This is a genomic window from Dyadobacter sp. CY312 (genome assembly GCF_021390535.1).
In the GTDB taxonomy this organism is placed as follows: Bacteria; Bacteroidota; Bacteroidia; order Cytophagales; family Spirosomataceae; genus Dyadobacter.
In genome coordinates this window covers 398232-421225 of the sequence record NZ_JAJUXG010000009.1, presented here as the reverse complement: position 1 = coordinate 421225, position 22994 = coordinate 398232, and the positions used below count along the sequence as shown (strand labels likewise).

General features: G+C 44.0%; 14 protein-coding genes. 10 read left to right on the top strand and 4 right to left on the bottom strand.

The features are described 5' to 3' along the window. Positions 1-5 precede the first annotated feature (5 nt). The 3 genes from LZG71_RS14865 to LZG71_RS14855 all read left to right on the top strand — a co-directional run bounded on the left by LZG71_RS14865 (position 6) and on the right by LZG71_RS14855 (position 3447). Positions 6-668, top strand: a complete 663-nt coding sequence (locus LZG71_RS14865) for a hypothetical protein (RefSeq protein ID WP_233821565.1) — start codon at positions 6-8, stop codon at positions 666-668. 176 nt (positions 669-844) lie between these two features. Beyond that, positions 845-1852, top strand: a complete 1008-nt coding sequence (locus tag LZG71_RS14860) for a bestrophin family protein (protein WP_233821563.1) — start codon at positions 845-847, stop codon at positions 1850-1852. A gap of 11 nt (positions 1853-1863) precedes the next feature. Continuing rightward, positions 1864-3447, top strand: coding sequence for a Na+/H+ antiporter (locus tag LZG71_RS14855; protein WP_233821561.1), 1584 nt, complete (start codon positions 1864-1866; stop codon positions 3445-3447). A 339-nt stretch (positions 3448-3786) separates the two neighbouring features. On the opposite strand, the gene LZG71_RS14850 is transcribed toward LZG71_RS14855, so the two are convergent. Further along, positions 3787-4605 carry an AraC family transcriptional regulator gene (locus LZG71_RS14850; protein ID WP_233821559.1) on the bottom strand — a complete coding sequence of 273 codons (819 nt, stop codon included), beginning with the start codon at positions 4603-4605 and terminating at the stop codon, positions 3787-3789. Between the two features lie 13 nt (positions 4606-4618). Beyond that, on the bottom strand, positions 4619-5506 hold the full coding sequence (locus LZG71_RS14845) for an SDR family NAD(P)-dependent oxidoreductase (protein WP_233821556.1): 888 nt from the start codon (positions 5504-5506) through the stop codon (positions 4619-4621). Positions 5507-5988: 482 nt separating this feature from the next. Here LZG71_RS14845 and LZG71_RS14840 point away from each other — a divergent pair, with 482 nt between their 5' ends. Both LZG71_RS14840 and LZG71_RS14835 read left to right on the top strand, forming a co-directional pair. After that, positions 5989-6360 (top strand): hypothetical protein, encoded by a 372-nt coding sequence (locus tag LZG71_RS14840; protein WP_233821554.1) that lies wholly within the window; start codon positions 5989-5991, stop codon positions 6358-6360. Positions 6361-6406: 46 nt separating this feature from the next. Next, positions 6407-6973 carry an alpha/beta hydrolase gene (locus LZG71_RS14835; RefSeq protein WP_233821552.1) on the top strand — a complete coding sequence of 189 codons (567 nt, stop codon included), beginning with the start codon at positions 6407-6409 and terminating at the stop codon, positions 6971-6973. A 303-nt stretch (positions 6974-7276) separates the two neighbouring features. Here the strand turns inward: LZG71_RS14835 and LZG71_RS14830 are convergent, their stop codons facing one another. Then, a complete protein-coding gene (locus LZG71_RS14830) occupies positions 7277-7732 on the bottom strand; it encodes a response regulator (RefSeq protein WP_233821550.1) in 456 nt (151 codons plus the stop codon). Between the two features lie 125 nt (positions 7733-7857). Continuing rightward, on the bottom strand, positions 7858-11958 hold the full coding sequence (locus LZG71_RS14825; RefSeq protein WP_233821548.1) for a hybrid sensor histidine kinase/response regulator transcription factor: 4101 nt from the start codon (positions 11956-11958) through the stop codon (positions 7858-7860). Positions 11959-12617: 659 nt separating this feature from the next. On the opposite strand from LZG71_RS14825, the gene LZG71_RS14820 reads away from it, so the two are divergent. The 5 genes from LZG71_RS14820 to LZG71_RS14800 all read left to right on the top strand — a co-directional run bounded on the left by LZG71_RS14820 (position 12618) and on the right by LZG71_RS14800 (position 22967). Next, the gene (locus LZG71_RS14820; RefSeq protein WP_233821546.1) at positions 12618-15734 is read left to right on the top strand and encodes a TonB-dependent receptor; all 3117 of its coding nucleotides are present in this window, start codon (positions 12618-12620) and stop codon (positions 15732-15734) included. Positions 15735-15745: 11 nt separating this feature from the next. After that, positions 15746-17701: a RagB/SusD family nutrient uptake outer membrane protein gene (locus LZG71_RS14815; RefSeq protein ID WP_233821545.1), complete on the top strand. Its 1956-nt coding sequence runs from the start codon at positions 15746-15748 to the stop codon at positions 17699-17701. A 276-nt stretch (positions 17702-17977) separates the two neighbouring features. Further along, positions 17978-19030, top strand: coding sequence for a glycoside hydrolase family 43 protein (locus tag LZG71_RS14810; protein ID WP_233821543.1), 1053 nt, complete (start codon positions 17978-17980; stop codon positions 19028-19030). Between the two features lie 47 nt (positions 19031-19077). Further along, a complete protein-coding gene (locus LZG71_RS14805; protein ID WP_233821541.1) occupies positions 19078-20166 on the top strand; it encodes a Gfo/Idh/MocA family protein in 1089 nt (362 codons plus the stop codon). A 341-nt stretch (positions 20167-20507) separates the two neighbouring features. Continuing rightward, positions 20508-22967 carry a glycosyl hydrolase family 95 catalytic domain-containing protein gene (locus LZG71_RS14800; protein WP_233821539.1) on the top strand — a complete coding sequence of 820 codons (2460 nt, stop codon included), beginning with the start codon at positions 20508-20510 and terminating at the stop codon, positions 22965-22967. Positions 22968-22994 lie beyond the last annotated feature (27 nt).

Genomic DNA, 22994 nt, shown 5'->3' with positions numbered 1-22994 from the left:
ACCCAATGATGAGCAACCTATTCAAGAAAATAGCATCGAAAAAGTCAGGGGCGCGCATTGCACTGGCAATAATAGCCATCAGCATATTTACTGCTTCTGTTGGTCGTGAAGTATACTTTACTAAGGTTTCCGTAGTTCCAAAAAAAGATAGCGTTGCCTCTGTAAAAGCATTCATGCAAGTTTATGAGGTACTAACACACCCTCGATGCATGAATTGCCATCCTGCCGGTGATATTCCTCTCCAAGGAGAGGATAGCCATCTGCACGCCATGCTGCCGAAGCGGGGTGTAGACGGAAAGGGTGTATACGCTATGAAATGTAGTAATTGTCATCAACCCACCAATTCCCCCGGATTACATACACCTCCGGGTAACCCTAATTGGCATCTGCCACCTGCCGACATGAAAATGATATTTCAGGGCAAGTCGCCAAGAGAGTTGGCCAAACAACTTCTCGACCCGGCAACAAATAGTCATAAGACCCATGAGCAGCTGATCGAGCATGTGAGTTTTGACAAACTGGTAGTAGGCGGATGGAGTCCCGGTGAAGGAAGAGAATTGCCTCCGGGGACACACAAGGAGTTTGTCGCAAAGTTTAAAACCTGGATTGAGACTGGTGCCTATGTGCCGTCAGCAGATGCGAAAGCACCTATCAAAAAAAATAGATGAGAGGGAGCAAGAGTTTTATGAAGACATGCAGTGATTATTTCCGTATCTGGGACGGCAGTAAAAGGATAAAAAGGAGCAGAATAAGTTTTTTGTCGCGATTGTATTAATTAAAATAATTTCAAGATATTGCTAATCATAATGCAGTGTCACTCAATTGATAAATATCAGTTCACGCTATGTTTACAGGAAGAAGGTATACACCTTTGGTTTTTTTTAAATGGACGTTACGCAAAACTTTATGTTTTTTTTTGATAGCCTCAATTCCTACAATTCTTTACGCTTTTGGCTGGCATTTTCTTTCGCTACCTTGGCAACCAGTGGCATTATTGGGTACGGCATTAGCTTTTAGCGTCGGGTTCAAGAACAATGCTAGTTACGGAAGATTGTGGGAAGCCCGTCAGATTTATGGAGCCATCATCAACGACAGCCGAAGTTTTGCATTCACGCTAAGAGACACTTTGGGCGGAAAGGAGGATAAAACCGTGAAAATGATGTTTTACAGGCATTTCGCCTGGCTTACTACTTTGCGTTTTCAATTGCGTGAATTTCGTCCTTGGGAAAACACCAAAAATAGAAGCAATAAGGATTTTTCAGAAGGAAATTTTGTCATTCCGGAATGGGAAGGTAAAGTAGAGGAAGAACTGAAACAATATCTAAACGATGAGGAACTTACCTACATTTTGTCGAAGAAAAACAAATCAACACAATTAATCGCATTACAATCTGAGACTTTAGGGAAACTAAAAAAAGAAGGTACTTTGAGCCATATTGAATGGTTAGAGCTTCAAAATTGCATTACCCGTCTGATTGACGACCAAGGTAAGGCGGAAAGAATTAAGAACTTTCCGTACCCTCGAAATTTTGAAACGGTAATGACTTTTTTGATGTATATTTTTATTTTTCTACTTCCATTTGGATTGCTAAAAGAATATGCAGGTTTAGGAAAGGGTACTTTTTTAGAAGACTATACTATTTGGTTTAATATTCCTTTTACTGCGCTGATTACTTGGGCTTTTCATATTTTAGATACCATTGGAGAAAGTTCTGTAAATCCTTTTGAGGGTAATCCGAACGACGTGCCGATAACCCAAATTAGCCGCATGGTGGAAATTGATATGAAAGATATGTTAGACGACAAAAATTTACCACAACCTTTATCAGCACAGAATAATATTTTAATGTAATAAATGCCTTTATGATAGAGAGTTTTGTATTTTATTTAGCATTAGTGATGGTCATTATTTTTGCCATAATGCTTGCTAAAAAATTGAAAATTGCATACCCGATTTTATTGGTTGTTGCGGGTCTTCTCATCAGTCTCATACCGGGAATTCCCACGATAAAGATAGAGCCGGAATTGATTTTTATTATTTTTCTGCCGCCACTTTTATACGAGGGTGCTTTTCAAATTTCTTGGAAAGAATTATGGAAAATGAGAGGCGTCACTGCAAGTTTTGCTTTCATTATTGTTTTTCTTACCGCAATTATAGTCGCATTTGTAGCCAATTCTTATATTCCCGGATTTTCGTTGGCATTAGGATTTGTTTTAGGCGGAATTGTTTCGCCACCGGATGCGGTTAGTGCAGGAGCAATTCTTAAATATGTAAAAATACCAAAGAATTATTCCACCGTTTTGGAAGGCGAAAGTCTTCTGAATGATGCTTCTTCTTTGATTATTTTTCGTTTTGCATTAGTAGCAGTGGCAACCGGACAGTTTATTTGGCAGGATGCCGCCCTAAGTTTTAGTTGGATGGTGTTCGGTGGTGTTGCTATCGGATTGGCTTTAGGTTTTATCTTTTTGAAGATTCATAAAATATTTCCTACCGATGTTAATATGGATGTCATTCTAAGTTTGGCAGCGCCTTACGTGATGTATATCGCAGCAGAGGAAGTTCATTCTTCAGGTGTGTTATCTGTGGTATGCGGTGGTTTATTTCTTTCAGTAAGAAGACACGAATGGTTAAAAACGCCTGAATCTCGCTTAAAAGGGTTTAATGTTTGGGAAAGTTTTACTTTTTTAATTAATGGTATTGTCTTCCTGATTATTGGACTAGATTTGCCAGAAATTTCAGAGGGATTAAAAAACGAAGGCATCGGAATTTCAGAAGCAATCGGATATGGATTAATCGTTACAGCAATATTAATCGTTGTTCGTTTTATTGCTTCTTATGTAATTGTACTAACACTTTTGTTAGTGCGAAACTTCATCAACGTTGCAGACCCTAATCCAGAACGTAAATCTCCGATACTTTTCGGTTGGACGGGAATGCGTGGCGTGGTTTCATTGGCAGCGGCCTTGTCCATTCCTGTAACGCTCGACAACGGACTGCCATTTCCTCACAGAGACCTTATTTTGTTTATCACTTTTGTTGTGATACTTGTGACATTGATACTTCAAGGATTGACACTTCCGGCATTAATCAACTATTTGAAAATTCCGGTAGAAACGCCTTATCATTTATCTGAAAAAGAAGCCAGCTTAGTTTTGCAAAAAGGAATGAAAGACGTTGCCTTATCCTATCTCAGCGAAAATTTCAGAAGCGACCAAGATAAAAATCTCTACATCAAAAATATGATAACCCGATGGCAGAAAAATGAAGATGAAGAATCCATATTTACACTCTCGGAGGAAGGCAAAGAAATCTATTTCGCCACAATGGAAAAACAACGTGAATGGCTAAGAAAAGAGACAAGAGATAATCCGCTCATCGACGAGGAAGTTACCAGGCATTACCTTCTAAAACTTGATTTGGAGGAAGAACGGTTGAGGATTGAGTAAGGTCATTGATTGACGTTTCAGAAAACTAGCAATTACATGTGGTGGTGTCATAGTTCAGATACATTTGATCGACTCGGGGCAGTATGGCTATTATACTACGTCTTTTGCTACGTTGGGTAGTAATTCATTCTTACTGCCCTTATAATGTGCGAAGCTCTTCGATATGTTTGTGCCATCAGCAATGTTCAACTTGCGAAGTTTCCCGAAAATTCTGGCGGAGTGTGGAATGGTAGCGAAGCAGGAAGGGCGGGAAAGATTTTGCGAAGCGAAGCTCGGAGATCTGAAATTCGGAGCGCTCCCTGGATATCAGATTACAGCGTGCACTTACCTGCACTCACCTCACACCCCACCACGCACCTCCTTGGGTGAATAACCAAATTGCTTTTTAAAGGCATAGGAAAAGTGGGACAAACTTTCAAAACCCAGTTCCAGATAAATGGTTGAAGGTCTTTTGTGGTCCTTCTCGATCTGGAAGTGGGCCTCGGTGAGCCGCCGGTTTTGTAGCCAATGGCGTGGCGGCATCCCGAAGGTTTTGTCGAAGTCGCGTTTGAAGCCTGCCAGACTTCTCCCCGTCAGTCTGGCGAAATTTTCTACCGGAACATTGAATTTGAAATTGGCCTGCATAAACTTTTCCAGATCAATCTTGTGTGGCTCGGAGAAGTCGAACAGAAAGTAGCGCAGATCAGGTTTCAGCAGCAATAAGAGTTCTATTGCTTCCTTTACCTTCAACACACTCAGCGGATGGTCAATGTCTTTCGCATTTTGTGTATATGGGATCAATGAGTCGAAAAAACCTTTCAGGTAGGCGCTTTCAGGCATCAGGATATTTGATTTTCCGTTATACCTTGCCGTTGTTTCCAATTGCTTTTCCAGAGCATATTCCCGTAAAGTATCTTCTTTCAGAATGAACATCAGCGCCTTGTAATATTCATTATTTTTCGGTGTTTTGGTGGTTTTGACAAACTGGTGTTTTTTCACCAGATACACATTACCAGGTTTGGTGGTGATCCGGTCACTGGAAGTTTCAAACGTCATTTCGCCTGAGATTTGCAGTAATAAGACGCTCTCGACAAGCAGGTTATCATACTCCGTTTGCTTTGCTGTATCCAGAGAATAGACGATAGAATCCGAAAATAGGTTATCTGTCTGTTTTTTCATTTTAATGATTTATTTACTCAGGCAAGCCCACCATTTTTGCACTTTCTTTCCATAACAAATCTATGATAGCGTCGTTTTGCGCCAGTTGCGAAGGATCAGGAAAAGTAAGTTTCCCCCGGACCAGCGATGCGTAAATTTTACCATCCGGTAGCGCGACTTTTCCCAATGCAAGTTCTGCCAATGCTTCTCCCGAACGTTTTGCCGTGCCCATAAAGAATGCGGGTTTAAAGATACTAATTACATAAAACAACGGACGGATCGCGGATACTATCATCTGTAAAAATGCAGATTGTTTGCCCATTAACGATGTGTCACCGGTTAGCCCCGGATTGTATGCAACCACACGAATGTGTTTGTCTGCTTCCAATTTCGTTAAAAGCGCACGTGCCGTTAGCATATTAAGGAGTTTTGTGGCTGCATAAAACGCCATTCCTTTTGGACTCGTTTCGGTCGGGTATGCCAGGTCTCCTATGTTCAAAGTTTTTGGGCCAAAAGGAATTACATCAGGATCATGTGCATCGCTCGTCGTGACAACCACTCTGCCACCTTTTGCCAGATTTGGCTCCAACAGCCTTACCAGTAAATAATGAGCAAGGTGGTTTGTCGCGAATGTCAGTTCAAAACCCTCTTCGCTGCGGAGTTGATTATCAGTTGCCTGGATCCCGGCGTTTAATATCAGAACATCTATTTTATCCTGACCCAAACTTTCTTTTACCTTGTCGGAGAAAAAACGGACACTTTTTAAGGAAGAAAGGTCAAGCGAAATTATCTCCGTTCGTTCGGGCAACGCGCGGCCAGTTCCCCGTGCACCAACATATATTTTCGTGTTTTGCAGGTTTGTAAAGTGCTTCAGGGCCTCTGCACCAATCCCCGCCGTAGCTCCGGTCATGACTATATTCATTGCAAATTGATTTTTTGTTCGGATGTAAAGGTCATGCAAATAAGAGATGTGAACTTGCTTGTATGGCTCAATTTTATGTCGTGTATGGCTCAAATCGTTTATACACGATATGCTGATCGGCATTCAGGTCAGGTATTGGAATAAGGAGAATTCAAGCTTTTCGGTCTCTGTGTTTTTTAAGGTCGGAGTTACGAATTTTAGGTCCCAGATGGAATACCGCATTTAATAAAATATCAAACGCTTGAAGGCGACAAGCAAGCAGGTAAATTGTTTTCCGGTGAGCCCGCAGGCCTTGCAGAAAACCCGAATTGGAAGTACAAAAAAAGAACATGCCATGATGGAAACGTGCGGAACACATTCAGGAGACGGGTTGGTGCATGCATTTTGTAGGCAGAGAAAAGTAAGTGTCGAATGGTATTTAGAGAATATTTATTGTTAATTTTCGCTTAGTATTTATAATTAAAACTTAATTCCTATTCAGCATGAAAACTAAACAATACATTTTTCTAGTGCTTATCGCGGTCAGTGCATTGTCAATTGCGGCGCGGCATGCATTAAAGGCAGAGGATTTGGTTGGAACCTGGAAATACATGATCAGCGATGTTCCCGAGCAGTATCAAACGGGGTCTTTTGTATTTGAACAAAAGGACAATAAAACGGTGGGATATGTAGATAGCGGTGAAAAGAATGAAATGAAGGAACTGACTGCTGAACAGGGGAAAGTTACTTTCACAACTGAGAGCCAGAACGGCGCTTTTAAATACAGTTTCACGCAAACCGGAGATACTTTAACGGGAACAGTTGCTTCCCAATACGGAGATTTCGCGATCAAGGCTGTCAGACAAGCTAAGTAGTTTCTGGTTTCTAAACTGGTTTGAAAATCATTTATTGTTTGTTACAATGATGGAACAATTGGTGAAATTCTTTCATGGCGGCGGTTCGGAAGAGGATTTTGAGGCTGATGAAAAACTGGTTTCTTCGTTAAAAAAGGAATTAGGTGCAGATTATGTGCTTCAATATCCTTTTTTGCCAAACGACGGATCGCCGGACCTGGGACGGCGCAGGCAAATCAGCAGCGAAATTGCTGCTGGTGATGATGGGGTTATTTTGGTAGGGCATTCATTTGGAGCATCCATGTTGTTGGTCTGCCTGTCCGAATCCGATGTACGTAAGCATATAGGAGGCGTTTTTCTTCTGGCAACACCTTTTTGGAAAGGAGAGGAGGATTGGGTTCAACCGTTTAAATTGAATGCCGATTTTGCCGAAAAAATAGATAAAAATATCCCGTTGTTTTTCTATCACTGCCGCGATGACGAAGAAGTACCATTTGAACAGCAGTCAGTTTACCGGAAACACCTGCCATGGGCGAGTTTCCACGAAGTTCCTGCTGGTGGGCATCAGTTCAATAACGACCTCAGAAAGGTGGCTGAGGATATAAAATCACTTGGTGAGCGGGGTTTGCTCTAACAGAAAGAACTGGTGCATTCTAACGCCAACCGGGCTTCAATTGAAAATGCAGTGGAACGGGGAATTAAACACCTCCCGGCTTCACTGCATTTTTTTTCTGATTACTTAAATACGCACACCATTCAGCGCTCGCTTGTTCGTTTGCATATTCGGAAAGCTCTGTCAACAGATGATCCGTTTCTCCTTCCTGATCTAGTGTTTGCTGCAACAGATCTGCCGCTCACATGCACAACTTAAAATAGAATCAATTCTGGTTGAGAAGCATGCTTTCTGCTTCTCAATATCTTCTACCTGTATTCAATATTAAAGTGCAAGACTCGAAATAGCGGGGTTATTGCTACGGTCCAGCCAGAATCTGCAAATGGCTTGAACTGTGGTTTTAAGCTGTAAAAAATCCGTTGGCTTGTCAAGCACGGCATTAGCTCCTGCTTCATAACATTGGCGCACCTGTTGCTCGGAAATGTAACTGCTCATGATCACAACGGGAATGTCAGTTGCGGCATCACCGCCATCCACAGCAGAACTTTTAAGTATCTTCAATAATTGTAATCCATTCATTTCGGGCATATTAAGGTCCAGCACCACAAGTGCAGGCAAGTTTTCTGCTTTCTTAGCCTGCAACACCTTCATGTGCTTATGGCACGCTTTCGCATTCTCAAAAAACTTCACCGAATAAGGTGTGGCGAGTTCTTTCATAAGCTTAAAAAAAAGAAACTGGTAATCGGCATTGTCGTCGACAACGAATATTTCACGGATCATAATTAGGGTTGCAAATACATCTTGGAGAAATACATACATCATAAAGCCACTCACCGTGCAAATATCCTGTACTATTTACATTTGAAAGCCAATCCGGTTCGGTTTTATCATCTTAAGGCTTCCATCTATTGCAACTGTTTTCGTTTCCTGGCCTTATACTCCGTTGGTAACATATTGAACTTAGCTTTAAATGATTTGGCAAAGTAATTTGGCGCGGTGAATCCTGTCATGTACGAAATTTGTGAGATGCTCAGGTCACTGTTTTCCAGCAATACAGCCGCTTTTTCCAGCTTGATGGAGCGAATGAATTCTATCGGTGTTTGTCCACTCATTTCAAGTACTTTGCTGTACAGGGTTCCCCGGCTCATGCCAACGTGTTTGCTGAGATTTTCGACGCTAAGCTGGGAAGTGTGGAGGTTGTCTTCGATATAGGACAGCATGTCCTTAAGCAATTTTTCCTGACTCGATTCAATCTGAGGATCCTGACCTGACACCTTAATATGCCTGGAATAGACACCTTTCAAAAGCCTGTTCAACAGGATCAGATTGTTGATTTTAGCATTCAGAATATCGAAATTGAATGGTTTGGTGAGATAGTCATTCGCTCCCGAATTGAGACCTTCGAGCTGCTGCTGTTCGCCAGTTGAGGCTGTGAGTAAAATGATTGGAATGTGTTTTGTCCTTTTATCGCCCTTTATTTTCTGGCTCAGTGTAATACCATCCATTTCCGGCATGGCTATGTCGCTCACGATCAGTTCAGGATGATGACTGAGCGTTTTTTGCCAACCTTCCTTTCCATTTACCGCCTCTATCACATGATAGTATGGCATCAGGCTTTCTTTAAGGTATTGCCTGAATTCCTCATTGTCTTCAATGATAAGCACGATTGAGGGTTCTTCAAGCTCAGATTTTTCCTGGGACATCACTCTGGTTTCCATACCGGCGTTTGCCCTTTTTTCGTCAGACAATTGCGGTTCAGCCATGGGAACCGATATACAATCTGATGCAACGGGAAGCTGAACGGTGAATGTGCTTCCAACGCCCGGGTGGCTTGCCACGGAAATATTTCCCTTGTGCAACTGGACAAATTCGCGCACGATGGACAGGCCAATGCCGCTGCCTTGGTTGAGCACTGTGAGATCGGTATCGTTTTGGAAAAAGCGTTCGAAAATCTTGTCGTGTTTATCCTCCGGAATACCAATGCCGTTGTCGGCTACGGCGATGGAAAGCCCGTTCCCATCCGAATTTGAATGCTCAAATATTTCGAGTTTCACCGTGCCTCCTTTCGGGGTAAACTTAAATGCGTTCGAGAGCAGGTTGAACAGGATCCGTTCCAGTTTTTCGGAATCGAAATCCATCATAAGTTGTCGGATATCACTTTCAATTTTAAACTGAATTCCTTTCCTGATGGAGAGGTCGGTGAACTGCTCGCAGGTTTCACGGATAAATGAAATGATGTCTTTCCGGTTAAGATCCAGCGTAAGCTCCTGCTGCTGCATATTTTTGAAATCGAGCAGCTGGTCCACAAGGTTGAGCAACCGTTTTGCATTTCTTTTTATGGCAACAACAGGAGGGTTCAATTCCGTTTTTTGCGTCTTGACCAGCAGATTTTCAACCGGTGCGAGGATCAATGATATCGGTGTCCTGAACTCGTGGCTCAAATTGGTCAGGAATTTAATTTTTAGATTATCCAGTTCCTTCGCCTGCTTCTCTTCCGCCCGTTGCTGTTGCTCTTTAAATTGTCTTTGCAATTTTTGAATGCCCCGGCGTCTCATATAAAACACAATGGCAAACGGCGTAAGGATGTAGAGGATGTAAGCATAAATTGTCAGGTAAAACGGCGGCTTCACAACCACCTGCACTGAAGTGGTCTGAGGACCCCAGTTGATGCCATCACCGCTCGCCTGAACTTCAAACACATATTTTCCTGGGCTCAGGTTGGTGTAGCTTGCCGAGTTGGCCAGCCCGGTTTCGTTCCAGTCGGTGTGCATTCCCACGAGCCTGTGCCGGTAGTGTACCTGCCGGGGATTTGTGTAGTCGAGTGCGGCAAATCCCACAGAAAAATTCTGCTTGTAATCAAGGCTGATCGTTTTGGCAACGGAAATGTCGGCATCGATAAAATTGGAATCTGCCGGCGTAATGCTTCTGTTACCTATTCGGAGGTCTTTTAGGATAACGGGAGCAATACTTTTGGCTGATGGCAGGCTGCGGGTATCAATGTAATTGAATCCGGCAATCCCTCCAAAGAAAAGGGTATTGTCGGTCGCACGGATACCGGCGCCAAGTACAAAGGTTTTGTCCTGAATGCCGTTGTAAGTGGTGTAGTTGGTAAATTTCCTGCTTTTTACATCAAAGCAGCTGATCCCCTGATTCGTACTTAGCCAGATCCGCCCCTGGGCATCTTCCAGTATCTTATTGACAATGTTACTGGCTAACCCTTCTTTTTCTCCGAAAGAAATAAACTTTTTCGTTTTTTGGTCATAGAGAGCCATTCCTTCGCCAAATGTCCCAACCCAGATGTTGCCTTTTTTGTCCTGCAAAATAGACGAAACGATGTTACTTGGCAGATTGCTAGATTGTTTATCCAGCAACACTGAGCTTTTTTTACTTGGGTCAAAAACAGCAATTCCGGTCCCATGCGATGCAATCCAGAGCATTCCACGGCTATCCTGCACAATATCCCTGATGTAACCATTGAGTGGGATCATCCTTTTGGAAATGGGGGTTGCCTGATTATGGTATCTTTCAAAACGATCTGTTACAGGATTAAAAAGGTGAACACCACCGCCATTGGTACCCACCCAAAGCCTGCCGGACCGGTCTTTTGCCAAACAGAAAATTTCATTGTTGTTCAGGCTCGTGGTGTCTTTTCCCCTGGTGTATTGCGTGTAGGCTCCGGTTTTGGGATTGAATCGGAAGAGCCCATCCTGAAAAGTACCGATCCATAGTTCATTTTCGGCGGTCAGTTTGAGGGTTAGAATTGCCAGTCCTGATGCTGCGTTTTTGTTTTTTGGATTGATGGGAAATTTCCTGAACAGATTTGTTTCCCGGTTATACAGGTTCAGCCCACCGCCATCTGTACCAACAAACAGCTCACCGGATCCGGTCTCGGCAAAAGAGGTTACGAACGGCTCACTTAATCCGTAGGGGTCGTTCACATCAGATCTCTTCAAGCCGAAAATTGCCAGATTGTGATCGTATTTATTCACGCCTCCCTTGTACGTGCCCAGCCAGAAAATACCTTCATTATCAATCAGTATGCTACGCACCGATTTGTTGTTCAAGCTGAACTGGGTTCTCGCATCGGGGCCGTATCGTGTAATATTTCCGTCACGCATGTTAAGAATATTGAGCCCTGCGTCCGTACAGATCCACATCTTGTTATCGTTCTCCAGTGCAAGCGCAAATACCATGTTGGTGCTGAGAGAATTTTTATTTCCTGATTCATACCTGAAATTCCTGATGATCTTTCCTTCCTGATCCAGCTTGAACACACCACTGTATGTGCCCACCCAGATGTTGCCCTCCAGGTCTTCGATAATGGATTTTACTGTACGGAGCCCGGCTTCATCAGGAAGGGATTCCAAAAAATTGATGTATTCATTATTCTTATGAGACGGATCAATACGGTAAAGTCCGTTTCTTGTACCAACCCAGACTCTCTGTTTCCTGTCTATCGCCACACTTAGCACCAGGCCTTTTGATATTTCATCCGGGATACTCGGAACGGATGAGAACGTGCTGATATGGAGACTTTTCTGGTCTACACGAATCAGTCCGGCAGTTGTAGCCACCCACAACTTCCCCGATGTGTCGCTTGTGATACTGGTGATACTGTGCGGAGACGGTAAGCTTACAAAACGATCTTTGTTGCGGTGGTAAAAGTGCAGGCCGCCTTCGTTCGTACCTACCCAGATACGACCCGATTTGTCCTGATGCAGACTGCTGATGTCACTTGACCGTAGCGATGTTGAGTCCTTTTTTTTATGACGATAAACGATCATGTCCGTGCCGTCAAATCTGTTCAGACCATCATCAGTTGCAAACCACATCAGCCCATATCGATCTTTAAGAATTGCCGACACAGTGTTGGAAGATAATCCGTCCATTGAAGTAATGGACGTGAACTTTGGTTCGGGGCGTTGTGCCCGGGAGACCAAGGTAATCGTACCTAACAGTAATAATAAACAGGCAAATCGGAATAGATTGGAAAGCTTCAGGCGCATTGATGTGAAGGGTTATCTGGTTACCCGATTATAATATGAATGTTCTCTGTAAAAAATCAAGGAAAAAGGCATGAGCAATTTTGTGTGATCTCCTGGCGATATAAGCCCCGTTTTCTGCTTCAAAACGATAATTTAATAGTAAAAATGCAAGTTTGTCTCCGAATTCCTCATTTTTCAGACGATTTTGAACATTTGTGCCGGTAAAATAAACAAATGTGCTCACATCAGAATGCCCGGACAAGTTACTTTTGTCGACAATAAATCAAATAATATCTGGAAAAAATGATGAACTGTTTTGATGCATGAGCTTAGCAATTCTTAGCAATCCATTGGTTTAAACCGGATCCTGAGAAATAGCGAGAGTTGCAACATCAGAGACCGAAACTACGTCGAAATTAAATATTGTCAAAATGACACTATTTAATTTCAGGATTTATCTGCAAGTCGTTTTGACCACCTTTTGATTAAGTTTTTTACACATTTATTCAACCCGAAATTTATGAAATGAAACTGTACGCCCTCAGAAATTTGCCGGTAAGTGGTCTGCTCTCCGGTAATGACAATCCCGGATGGTAGCCAGCCCGGATTGCCAATTCAATTAATTCAGAACATCAAATTATACATCAATTATGCATGGCTGTTTATTAAACCGTAACACGTTGGCCAAGATCGTGACGATATCGGGCCTTCCTATTTTACTGCTGGGTGGACTTCCGGTCAGCGCTTTGGCTGGTGGGACAAGTCTGGCTAATTCCGGCATCAAAAAATCAGCATCATTCGCCGACATTGAAGTTACCGGTAAGGTTACGGGCGAAGATGGTGTGGGTGTGCCGGGAGCGAGCATTCTCATAAAGTCTACCACAAGAGGAACCATTACAGATGGTGACGGGAATTTCAAACTCAATGTGGACGGGCCTGGTTCAGTGCTGGTAGTTTCGCTTGTCGGCTACATTTCTCAGGAAATCACGATCGGCTCACAAAAACAAATTGACGTATTGCTGAAAAGTGATAACAAAGTATTGGATGAAGTGGTGGTGGTAGGTTATGGAGTACAAAGGCAGGAAGCTGTAACGGGCTCTGTTGTCTCTGTATCGGGTGATATCATGAGAGAAGTGCCGTCTTCCAACCTTTCACAGGCATTGCAGGGCAGGGTAGTGGGAGTAGATATTTCTCAAACATCATCAAAACCTGGGTCTGCAATGCAGATATTGATCAGAGGACAGCGCTCTCTTCGCGCTGATAACAATCCGCTGATTGTACTGGACGGAATTCCATTCGCCGGTTCGCTTACAGACATTAATCCAAATAGCATTAAAAGTCTGGATATTTTGAAGGATGCCTCTGCCACCGCGATTTACGGATCACGGGGAGCAAACGGTGTGATTCTGATTACGACGAATACCGGGAAAAGAGGACAGAAGGCAATGTTTAACTACAATGGTTTTCATGGAGTTACAACAGTTTTTGCCAAATATCCAATGATGAACGGGCCAGAGTTTGCCGCGCTTCGTGCTGCAAGTCTTCAAAAATACCAAAACACCCTCGATGAGTCTAACGACGTTGATACCGACTGGCAGGATATGATCTACCGGAATGGAATGATGACAAGCCATGACCTGAGCGTATCCGCCGGAACAGAAAAAGGTAGCTATTCATTCGGGTTTGGTTATTATAAAGAGAATGCAGTTATTCCATTGCAGAACTTTACACGTTACTCACTGCAAGGTTCTGTGGATCAGGAAATAAACAAGTATATCAAGGTTGGGTTGTCTACCAACTCAAACTTTACGATCAACAACGGAAACGGTGTGCCGGCAGTAGGAATGGCTTTGTCAAGAACACCAATTACAAACCCGTACAATGCTGACGGAACGATAAAAACCGTTGTTCAGGAGCAAACCACAGGTCTGCAATGGGTACCCTCACGTGAACGCTTTAATAGCGTAGGCGACGGTTATGTCGATCTGACAAAAGCATACGGATCCTACAACACGTTGTTTGGGGAATTAAAAATTCCCGGCATCGCAGGTTTGAAATATCGTGCTAACCTGGGTCTGAACTTCCGTCAGTCAAACAATGGAAATTATACAGGCCAGGGTGTTTTTAGCGGCAATGTACAAAACGTATCGACAGCCGGTATCAGCAACACGCTCACAACCAACTGGGCAATTGAAAACCTGTTGAGCTATGACAGATCGTTTAACAAACACATGATCAATGCCGTAGCGCTTTACTCTGCACAGGAAAACACATCCAACAACTCTTCTGTTGGGGCAAGGGATATTCCTGCGGATGCTTTCCAGTTCTATAACCTGGGTCGTGCAGACGGAATCATTACGGTCAATCCTGCTAACCAGGGATATAGCCAGTGGGGGTTGCTTTCCTATATGGGTCGTGTGATGTACTCCTATGACGACCGTTACATGCTGAGTGTTACCTACCGTTCTGATGGTTCGTCCCGCCTTGCATCAGGATACCAGTGGAATGCTTACCCGGCTGTTTCCGCAGGATGGAATATTTCGAAAGAGAATTTTATGAGTGGAATTACCCAGATCAATCTTCTGAAACTGAGAGCAGGTTACGGGCAAACTTCCAACCAGGCTGTAAATCCGTACGAGACTTTGGGGCTCCTTTCTACAAGGCCTTACAATTTCGGAGATGATACTTATTCTACCGGATTTTATGTTTCAAATGCGCCTAATCCACGTTTAGGCTGGGAGTTTTCCAATACCGTCAACTTTGGTGTGGACTTTAAATTGTTTGGCAACCGTCTGTCGGGTACTGCTGAATACTACGAACAGCAAACCAAAAACGTATTGCTTGGGGTAGGCTTACCGCCGACATCAGGTGTAGGCAGCTACACAGCCAACGTTGGCCAGACTCAGAATAAGGGTATCGAGCTAAGCCTGAACGGAACAATTATCGAAAACCGAAATGGCTGGACATGGGATGTGGGTTTCAATATCTATACCAACCGTAACAAACTGGTATCACTTGCTTCGGGACAGCAGCGCGACGAAGGTAACTGGTGGTTTGTAGGCCATCCGATCAACTCGATTTACGATTATGAGAAAATTGGTATCTGGCAGGCGGAAGATAAGTACAGAGATATTCTTGAACCAGGTGGAAATGCCGGGATGATCAAGGTTAAATATACAGGGGAGTATAATGCTGATGGAACACCTACCCGGGCGATCGGTGGAAGTGACAGACAAATCATCAGCATGCAGCCCGATTTTCAGGGAGGATTTAATACCCATGTTTCTTACAAAGGATTTGATCTTGGAATTGTCGGAGCTTTCAAAAGCGGTGGTTTGCTGAATAGTACATTGTATGGTTCGTCGGGGTATCTGAACAACCTTAATACAAGATCTGGGAATAATGTGAAAGTGGATTACTGGACGCCTGAAAATACCTCGGCTCAATATCCTGCTCCTGGTGGTATCGGTGGTGATAACCCAAAATACGGCGGTACGCTGGGATACTTTGATGCATCTTATCTGAAAGTAAGAACGATGACACTGGGTTACAATTTTGACTCCAAACTTCTGGAAAAAGCAGGTATCAGCAGGCTGCGGGTTTACTTCACTGCACAGAATCCGTTTGTGATGTTCTCTCCGTATAACAAAGAATCAGGTATGGATCCTGAAACCAATTCCTACGGAAATGAGAATGCAGCAGCACCGTTGTCACAAGCACTGAGACGTATATTAACGATCGGTACCAACACCCCTTCAACCCGGAACTACCTGGTAGGAATTAACTTGACTTTTTAAATCGCATTCATATGAAACGGATACAATTTCTAAGCCTTCGGGGAATGGTTCTCCTGATGCTTTTCTCGGTAGGATGTACAGATATTCTGGAAGAGAAACCGAGGGCTATTTATACACCTGAATACTTTAAAACTGAAAAAGGGGTTTACGGTGGTTTGACAGGTATGTATGCCCATTTAAGATATATCTTTGGTAATGCATATTTTTATAATTCATGCATGACCGGAACCGATGAAGCAACCTGGGGTTCCAATGGTGCCGGTAGCCAATTCCAGATCCACGATCTTTCCGGTGGCGGACTGATCATGCCAAACAACAGTGATGCCAGCAATATATGGTTCAATGCATTTCCTAATATCAATACAGCGAATGGTGTCATTGAAAATGCCACGGATGTCGGTATTTCTGAAGCGCTGATAGCCGAAGCCAGATTTTTCCGTGCATTTGATTACTTTATGCTGGTACAGACATTTGGCGGGGTACCCTTAGATTTAGGATCCGGAGAGCTTAAGTTCAATATATCCACGCTTCGTACCTCAACCAGGAATACGGTGCCGGAAGTTTACACAAAAGCAATTTTTCCTGATCTGGTTAAAGCAGTTAACGATCTGCCGGCTGTGGGACGTGTTAAAGGCGGAGTTACAAAAACAGCTGCCCGCCTGTATCTGGCAAAAGCTTATCTGACATACGGATGGTGGCTGCAAAACCCTGGTAACATACCTACCTACCCACAGGCCAATCGTACAGACCCTGATGGTCATGATGCAAAATGGTACTTTCAGCAGGCTTATGATATAGCAGTTGCGGGTATTGATAGCCCGGGTTCTTTCGCTCTGCAAAGCACTTATTATGATGTCAACGTAGGTACTAATGACAGAAACAGTGAAATGCTATTGTATGCAGATCATACGGAAACAAGTGAATTATATAACGGATCAAGTCTGACATATTCAGGTGGCGGTGATGCAGAGAACTTTGCCGGATGGATGATGCAGTGGAATTATCTGAGTATAACCAGCTCGAAGACCAACTGGAGTGCTGCTACGACGGTTAACTCAGTGCAGCGTGCAGCAGTACAATCACTGGGTCGTCCGTGGACTCGTATGGCTCCTCCTCACGGTGTATTCAAGAATACGTTTGCTGATAAGACAAATGATTCAAGATACGACGGAACTTTCACCACTACTTACAGAGGCAATTGGAACAGGGCGGGTGTAACTAATGAATTATTGTTTAACGCAAATAATCTGCAGGTGCGCCAAGATGATGCCATACTTACATTCCTGGATGAAGAACCGGCTACGGCAATCGATTACTCAAATTCAGTTTACAAAAGCAGCATGGGGCTAGGCGTACTTCCCGGAAGAGCAGATTACGTGGTTGGTCCAAGTGGGATAAGCAGAATTGTGTATCCCGGGCTATGGAAACTGGGTACTTACCGGACAGATAACGGTACAGGTTTGGGACAGCCTAATGCAGCCAGTACGCGTCCTTTCAATATCGCCAAATTCTCTGAGCTGTATTTCATTGCAGCAGAAGCAGCGGTAAAAGGAGCAACTACACAACCGGGTAAAACTGCAAAAGATTTGATCAACGTAATTCGTGGTCGTGCAGGAAAATGGCGTTGGAGCAATAATGGCAATGCTGAAAAAGTGCAGGATAACAGTGCAAAAATGATTGCTGCAACTCCTGCTACGATTGATATCAATTACATTCTTGCCGAACGTTCACGCGAATATTTTGGAGAAGGATACAGATGGTACGATCTGGTACGTACACAAAAGTGGAGAGAAATTGCAGGTACTTATGAAATTGCCGGAGTGCAGATAGGAAATCACACTCCTTCAACATTCAAAAGAACGATCGAAGACTATCACCATTTGAGACCAATACCGCAGGGACAGTTGGATAACCTGGATATAACTGCCGCTGAAAAAGCTACATATCAAAACCCGGGCTACATGTAAGACGCCTGAAAGCTGACGATCGGGTTTCAGCAGAAGCCGGTTGTTTTGCTTAAAATTAGAGGCTGTATCACAATTGAGGAACCAGTGAAATTTGTCACATTGAGCGTACGGACCCCGTCCGCTCAATGTGACAACATGATTAATTTTTGATACAGCCTCTCACTTTAAATACATTTATAAATAATTCCTTTTAAAAGAGTGTTTTCGCCGGCCTGAAAAATGAAGTAGATTCAGGACTCTGTGGCTTACTCACTTATCAGTTTCAATAACCTATCAATGACCATAAAAATGATTTCTTTCAACAAACTTGTAGTTGCTTTTGTAGCTGGATTGGGAAGTTTGCATGCACAGGGTACGCCCGCGAAAATTAAACCTTTGGTAAACGATCTGTATACTGCCGATCCATCCGCTCATGTTTTTAACGGAAAAATCTACATCTATCCATCGCATGATATCGAAGCTGACGTTCCTCAGGATGACGAAGGCGGACACTTCCAGATGCGGGATTATCATGTGTATTCCATGGATAAAATCGGTGGGAAAGTAATTGACCACGGCGTAGCGCTGGATGTGAAAGATGTGCCTTGGGCTGACAAACAAATGTGGGCGCCTGATGCTGCCTATAAAAACGGAACTTACTTTTTTTACTTTCCTGCCAAAGATAAAGAAGGCGTGTTTCGCATAGGCGTGGCTACAAGTAAATCTCCAGCCGGTCCTTTTAAAGCTGAGGAAAAACCGATCCCCGGAAGTTACAGCATCGACCCGGCTGTATTCAAGGATACTGACGGAAAAAGTTATATGTATTTGGGAGGCATATGGGGCGGCCAGCTGCAACGGTGGCATACTGGTAATTACGATAAAACGCTGATGACCGATTTGGGAAAAGGACATGAGAATGAACCGGCACTAAGCGCTAAAGTGGCAGTGATGAGCAATGATATGTTGTCATTTGCAGAACCCTTGCGTGATGTCCAGATCCTTGACGAAAATGGGAAACCCCTTCTGGCAGGCGACAACAACCGCCGTTTTTTTGAGGGAGCATGGCTTCACAAATACAACGGGAAATATTACTTCTCCTACTCAACAGGTGACACGCATCTGCTTTGTTACGCAGAAGGGACTTCTCCTTATGGACCGTTTACGTACAAAGGTGTGATCATGAATCCCGTTGAAGGCTGGACAACACATCATTCGATCGTTGATGTGAAAGGCAAATGGTATTTGTTCTACCATGATTCGGAACTTTCAGGAAAAACCCACCTGCGCAACGTGAAAGTGAGAGAACTTGTAAGAGACAGCAATGGTAACATCAAAACCATCAATCCATAGGAAGCAAAACCAGCTTACGGCCTTCTAATACTTGAAAAATTACAGATATGCATATTGAGAGACGTGACTTTTTATCGACTTTAACGCTGGCTGGCGCCGCTACTTTATTTTCCGGAAATTCTTTGCTGGCGTCAACTGGTCCCACGAAAGACAAGCTTGGTATTGCCCTGGTTGGCCTCGGATATTACAGCACCGATCTGCTGGCACCTGCATTACAACTGACCGAAAAATGTTATCTGGCCGGGATTGTTACCGGCACGCCTGCAAAAGCGCAAACGTGGAAAGCGAAATTCAATATCCCGGACAAGAACATTTACAATTATCAGAATTTTGATCAAATCGCGAACAATCCTGATATCGATGTGGTGTACGTGGTATTGCCGCCTTCCATGCACAGGGAGTTTGTTGTGCGTGCTGCCAAAGCGGGTAAACATGTTTTTTGCGAAAAACCCATGGCGCCATCCGTCGCCGACTGCGAGGCGATGATTAAAGCTTGTAATAACAATAAGGTAAAACTGGCGATCGGATACCGTTGTCAGCATGATCCCAACATCCAGGCGGTTATGAAACTGGCGAAAGAACCCAAATTTGGCAAAGTGAAAATGGTCACCAGCGCGGCAGGTTACTTCGATGCAAGAACAGATCATTGGAAACAAAACAAAAAACTTGGTGGCGGAGTAATGGGTGATATGGGCGTTTACGCTTTGCAGGGTGCACGGCTTGCAACAGGTGAGGAGCCTGTCAGCGTTTTTGCTCAGGCGTCTACAACCCGTCCGGAAATTTATAAAGAAGTTGAAGAAACGATGATGTTCATGCTCGATTTCCCAAGCGGAGCCAGAGCGTCTTGTCAGACAAGCTTTGGTATCAATATGAACTACCTGCAGGTGAATTACGAAAAAGGCTGGGCGAAACTGGAACCGCAGTCGGGATATAGCGGTAACAAAGGAAGTATGTCTGATGGCACCGTCATCAATTTTCCTCTCAAAAGTCAGCAGGTAAAACAGCTGGATGAGGACTGTGCCGCACTGCTCGCAAACACGGCACTCATTGCTCCCGGAGAGGAAGGGCTTCGTGACATACGCGTTGTTGAAGCGATTTACAAGTCGGTAGCCAGTGGGAAGATCGTAAAAATCTGATAGCACATCAAGGCATTTTGCAGATGGATTTGGGGAAGCAAAGCGCCTTGTTTACTTCGCTTTCTCAATTATATCTAGGCATTGCACCAGCTTCCACACTCTGTTTGGGTTCTCTCGGTCGCTGTTGTATACCGATTAAATTGCAGTTTACTAATTATTAACAGGAAAATATTTTGTTTTTTCTCAAATACTCGATACTATTGTATTTTATAAAGTGTCATGATGACACAATAAATTTTTTAATACAAAGGCGGTATGTATCTGTAATCTCAGCCAAGCCACGCTGAAATGCTTAACCACCTATCGCCAACTAAATCCGTGTAACAAACGAGTTAAATTTTATGAGAAAAATTTTCTGCTTTTTCTTTATGGCAATGGCTGTGGCCGGCTATTCACAAAAATCTCCCGGACAAAAGCTCTGGTACGACAAGCCATCAGGCAAAACCTGGGAAAATGCTTTGCCGGTCGGGAATGGCAGGCTGGGGGGGATGGTTTATGGAAATGTTGCGAATGAAATTATCCAGCTTAACGAACACACTTTGTGGTCGGGTGGACCGAACCGCAACGACAATCCGGATGCCCTGGCCGCATTGCCACAGATCCGGCAGTTGATTTTCGAGGGAAAACAAAAGGAAGCGGAAAAACTTGCAAATAAGGCCATTATCAGTAAAAAGTCTCACGGGCAGATGTTCCAGCCTTTGGGTGAGTTGCATCTGGATTTTCCAGGTCATGAAAAATATGACAATTACTATCGTGAACTGGATATTGAACGCGCCGTAGCCAAAACAACATATCAGGTGGAAGGCGTGAATTTCACACGCGAGGTAATTGCATCATTCCCGGATCGCGTGATTGTGATCCGTTTGACAGCCGATAAGCCTGGAAAGCTCACTTTTAGTGCGTCATATACATCTCAGCATACCAATAAAGAGGTAAAAGCAACGGCTGCCAAAGATCTGACGATTGTAGGTTTTACTTCTGATCATGAAGGAATTAAAAGTGCGGTACGGTTCAAAGGAATTACACGGATCAAAACCGAAGGTGGTTCAATAATGGCTGGCGATACGGCATTGCAAGTAAAAGGAGCTAATAGTGCGACGATTTATGTTTCTATTGCTACCAATTTTAAAAATTATCAGGATGTGAGTGGAGATGAAAACGCGCTGGCCGCCTCATATCTCAACAAAGCATTTGCCAAATCTTACACTGCGATTCTTGCCCCTCACGTGGCAGCGTATCAGAAATATTTTAAAAGGGTAAAGTTCGATTTGGGTAAAACGGATCAGGGAAATCTGCCGACTGACGAACGGCTTAAAAACTTCCGGAATGTAAATGATCCTGAGCTGGTTACGCTGTATTATCAGTATGGTCGTTACCTGCTGATTTCAAGTTCACAACCCGGTGGGCAGCCCGCCAATTTGCAGGGGATCTGGAACAATAAAATGAGGCCGCCATGGGACAGTAAGTATACCATCAACATCAATGCGCAGATGAATTACTGGCCTGCGGAGCGTGCGAACCTGAGCGAATTGCACGAGCCATTCCTGAAAATGGTGGAGGAATTATCTCAAACAGGAAAGGAAACGGCGAAGTCGATGTACGGAGCCCGGGGTTGGATGGCGCATCACAATACGGATATCTGGCGGACAACAGGCGCAGTCGACGGTGCTTTCTGGGGAATGTGGATCGCAGGAGGTGGCTGGACCAGCCAGCACTTGTGGCACCGCTATCTTTACCAGGGCGACAAAACTTACCTCGAAAAAGTATATCCGATCCTGAAAGGGGCGGCAACTTTCTACGCCGATTTTCTGGTAGAACATCCCAAATACCACTGGTTGGTTGTGAACCCGGGAAGTTCTCCTGAAAATGCTCCGGCTGCACATGAAGGATCATCGCTGGACGCGGGAACTACCATGGACAATCAGATTGCTTTTGACGTGTTTACGAGCACAATAAGGGCTGCGGAGATATTGAAAAAAGATCCGGCATTTACAGATTCACTCAGACAAATGAGAAAGCGACTGCCTCCCATGCATGTAGGACAGCACGGGCAGTTGCAGGAGTGGCTCGACGATGTGGACGATCCGAATGACCGCCACCGCCATGTTTCACACTTGTATGGTCTGTTCCCTTCTGATCAGATATCGCCATACCGCACACCTGAACTTTTTTCCGCCGCCAGAACCACACTGACGCACCGCGGTGATGTATCGACCGGTTGGAGCATGGGCTGGAAGGTGAACTGGTGGGCCAGATTACAGGATGGGAATCATGCTTTTACACTGATCAAAAATCAGCTTTCACCTTTAGGCACGACCAAGGATGGAGGAGGCACGTACAACAACCTTTTCGACGCGCATCCTCCTTTTCAGATTGACGGCAATTTTGGCTGTACCTCTGGAATTAATGAAATGCTGATGCAAAGTGCCGATGGGGCGGTGCACCTGCTTCCGGCTCTTCCGGATGTGTGGCAGGCAGGAAATATCGGTGGAATACTCGCGCAGGGCGGGTTTGAAGTAGTGGATATGCAATGGAAAGAAGGAAAGCTGACAAAGGTTGAAGTGAAATCGAAGCTTGGTGGCAATCTTAGACTGCGCGTACCTAATCCGCTGAAAGCGGCAGACGGCAAGTCTGTAAAAAATGTTTCCGGATCCAATCCTAATCCATTCTATTATACGGAACAGGTAGCAGGAGCCGTGTTGTCTCCGAAAGCGGATCTATCTCCGGTCAATATCGCCCAAACTTTCCTTTACGACGTGCCCACACAGTCAGGAAAAGTATATGTGTTTGTTGCTCAGTAATTTATAGCGATTTGTGTTATTGATTAA

Bases quoted from the DNA above. Each gene is read 5' to 3' on its own strand.
- LZG71_RS14840 (WP_233821554.1), top strand. From the start codon at position 5,989: ATGAAAACTAAACAATACATTTTTCTAGTGCTTATCGCGGTCAGTGCA.
- LZG71_RS14845 (WP_233821556.1), bottom strand. From the start codon at position 5,506: ATGAATATAGTCATGACCGGAGCTACGGCGGGGATTGGTGCAGAGGCC.
- LZG71_RS14860 (WP_233821563.1), top strand. From the start codon at position 845: ATGTTTACAGGAAGAAGGTATACACCTTTGGTTTTTTTTAAATGGACG.
- LZG71_RS14805 (WP_233821541.1), top strand. From the start codon at position 19,078: ATGCATATTGAGAGACGTGACTTTTTATCGACTTTAACGCTGGCTGGC.
- LZG71_RS14830 (WP_233821550.1), bottom strand. From the start codon at position 7,732: ATGATCCGTGAAATATTCGTTGTCGACGACAATGCCGATTACCAGTTT.
- LZG71_RS14855 (WP_233821561.1), top strand. From the start codon at position 1,864: ATGATAGAGAGTTTTGTATTTTATTTAGCATTAGTGATGGTCATTATT.
- LZG71_RS14850 (WP_233821559.1), bottom strand. From the start codon at position 4,605: ATGAAAAAACAGACAGATAACCTATTTTCGGATTCTATCGTCTATTCT.
- LZG71_RS14865 (WP_233821565.1), top strand. From the start codon at position 6: ATGATGAGCAACCTATTCAAGAAAATAGCATCGAAAAAGTCAGGGGCG.
- LZG71_RS14800 (WP_233821539.1), top strand. From the start codon at position 20,508: ATGAGAAAAATTTTCTGCTTTTTCTTTATGGCAATGGCTGTGGCCGGC.
- LZG71_RS14825 (WP_233821548.1), bottom strand. From the start codon at position 11,958: ATGCGCCTGAAGCTTTCCAATCTATTCCGATTTGCCTGTTTATTATTA.
- LZG71_RS14810 (WP_233821543.1), top strand. From the start codon at position 17,978: ATGACCATAAAAATGATTTCTTTCAACAAACTTGTAGTTGCTTTTGTA.
- LZG71_RS14835 (WP_233821552.1), top strand. From the start codon at position 6,407: ATGATGGAACAATTGGTGAAATTCTTTCATGGCGGCGGTTCGGAAGAG.
- LZG71_RS14815 (WP_233821545.1), top strand. From the start codon at position 15,746: ATGAAACGGATACAATTTCTAAGCCTTCGGGGAATGGTTCTCCTGATG.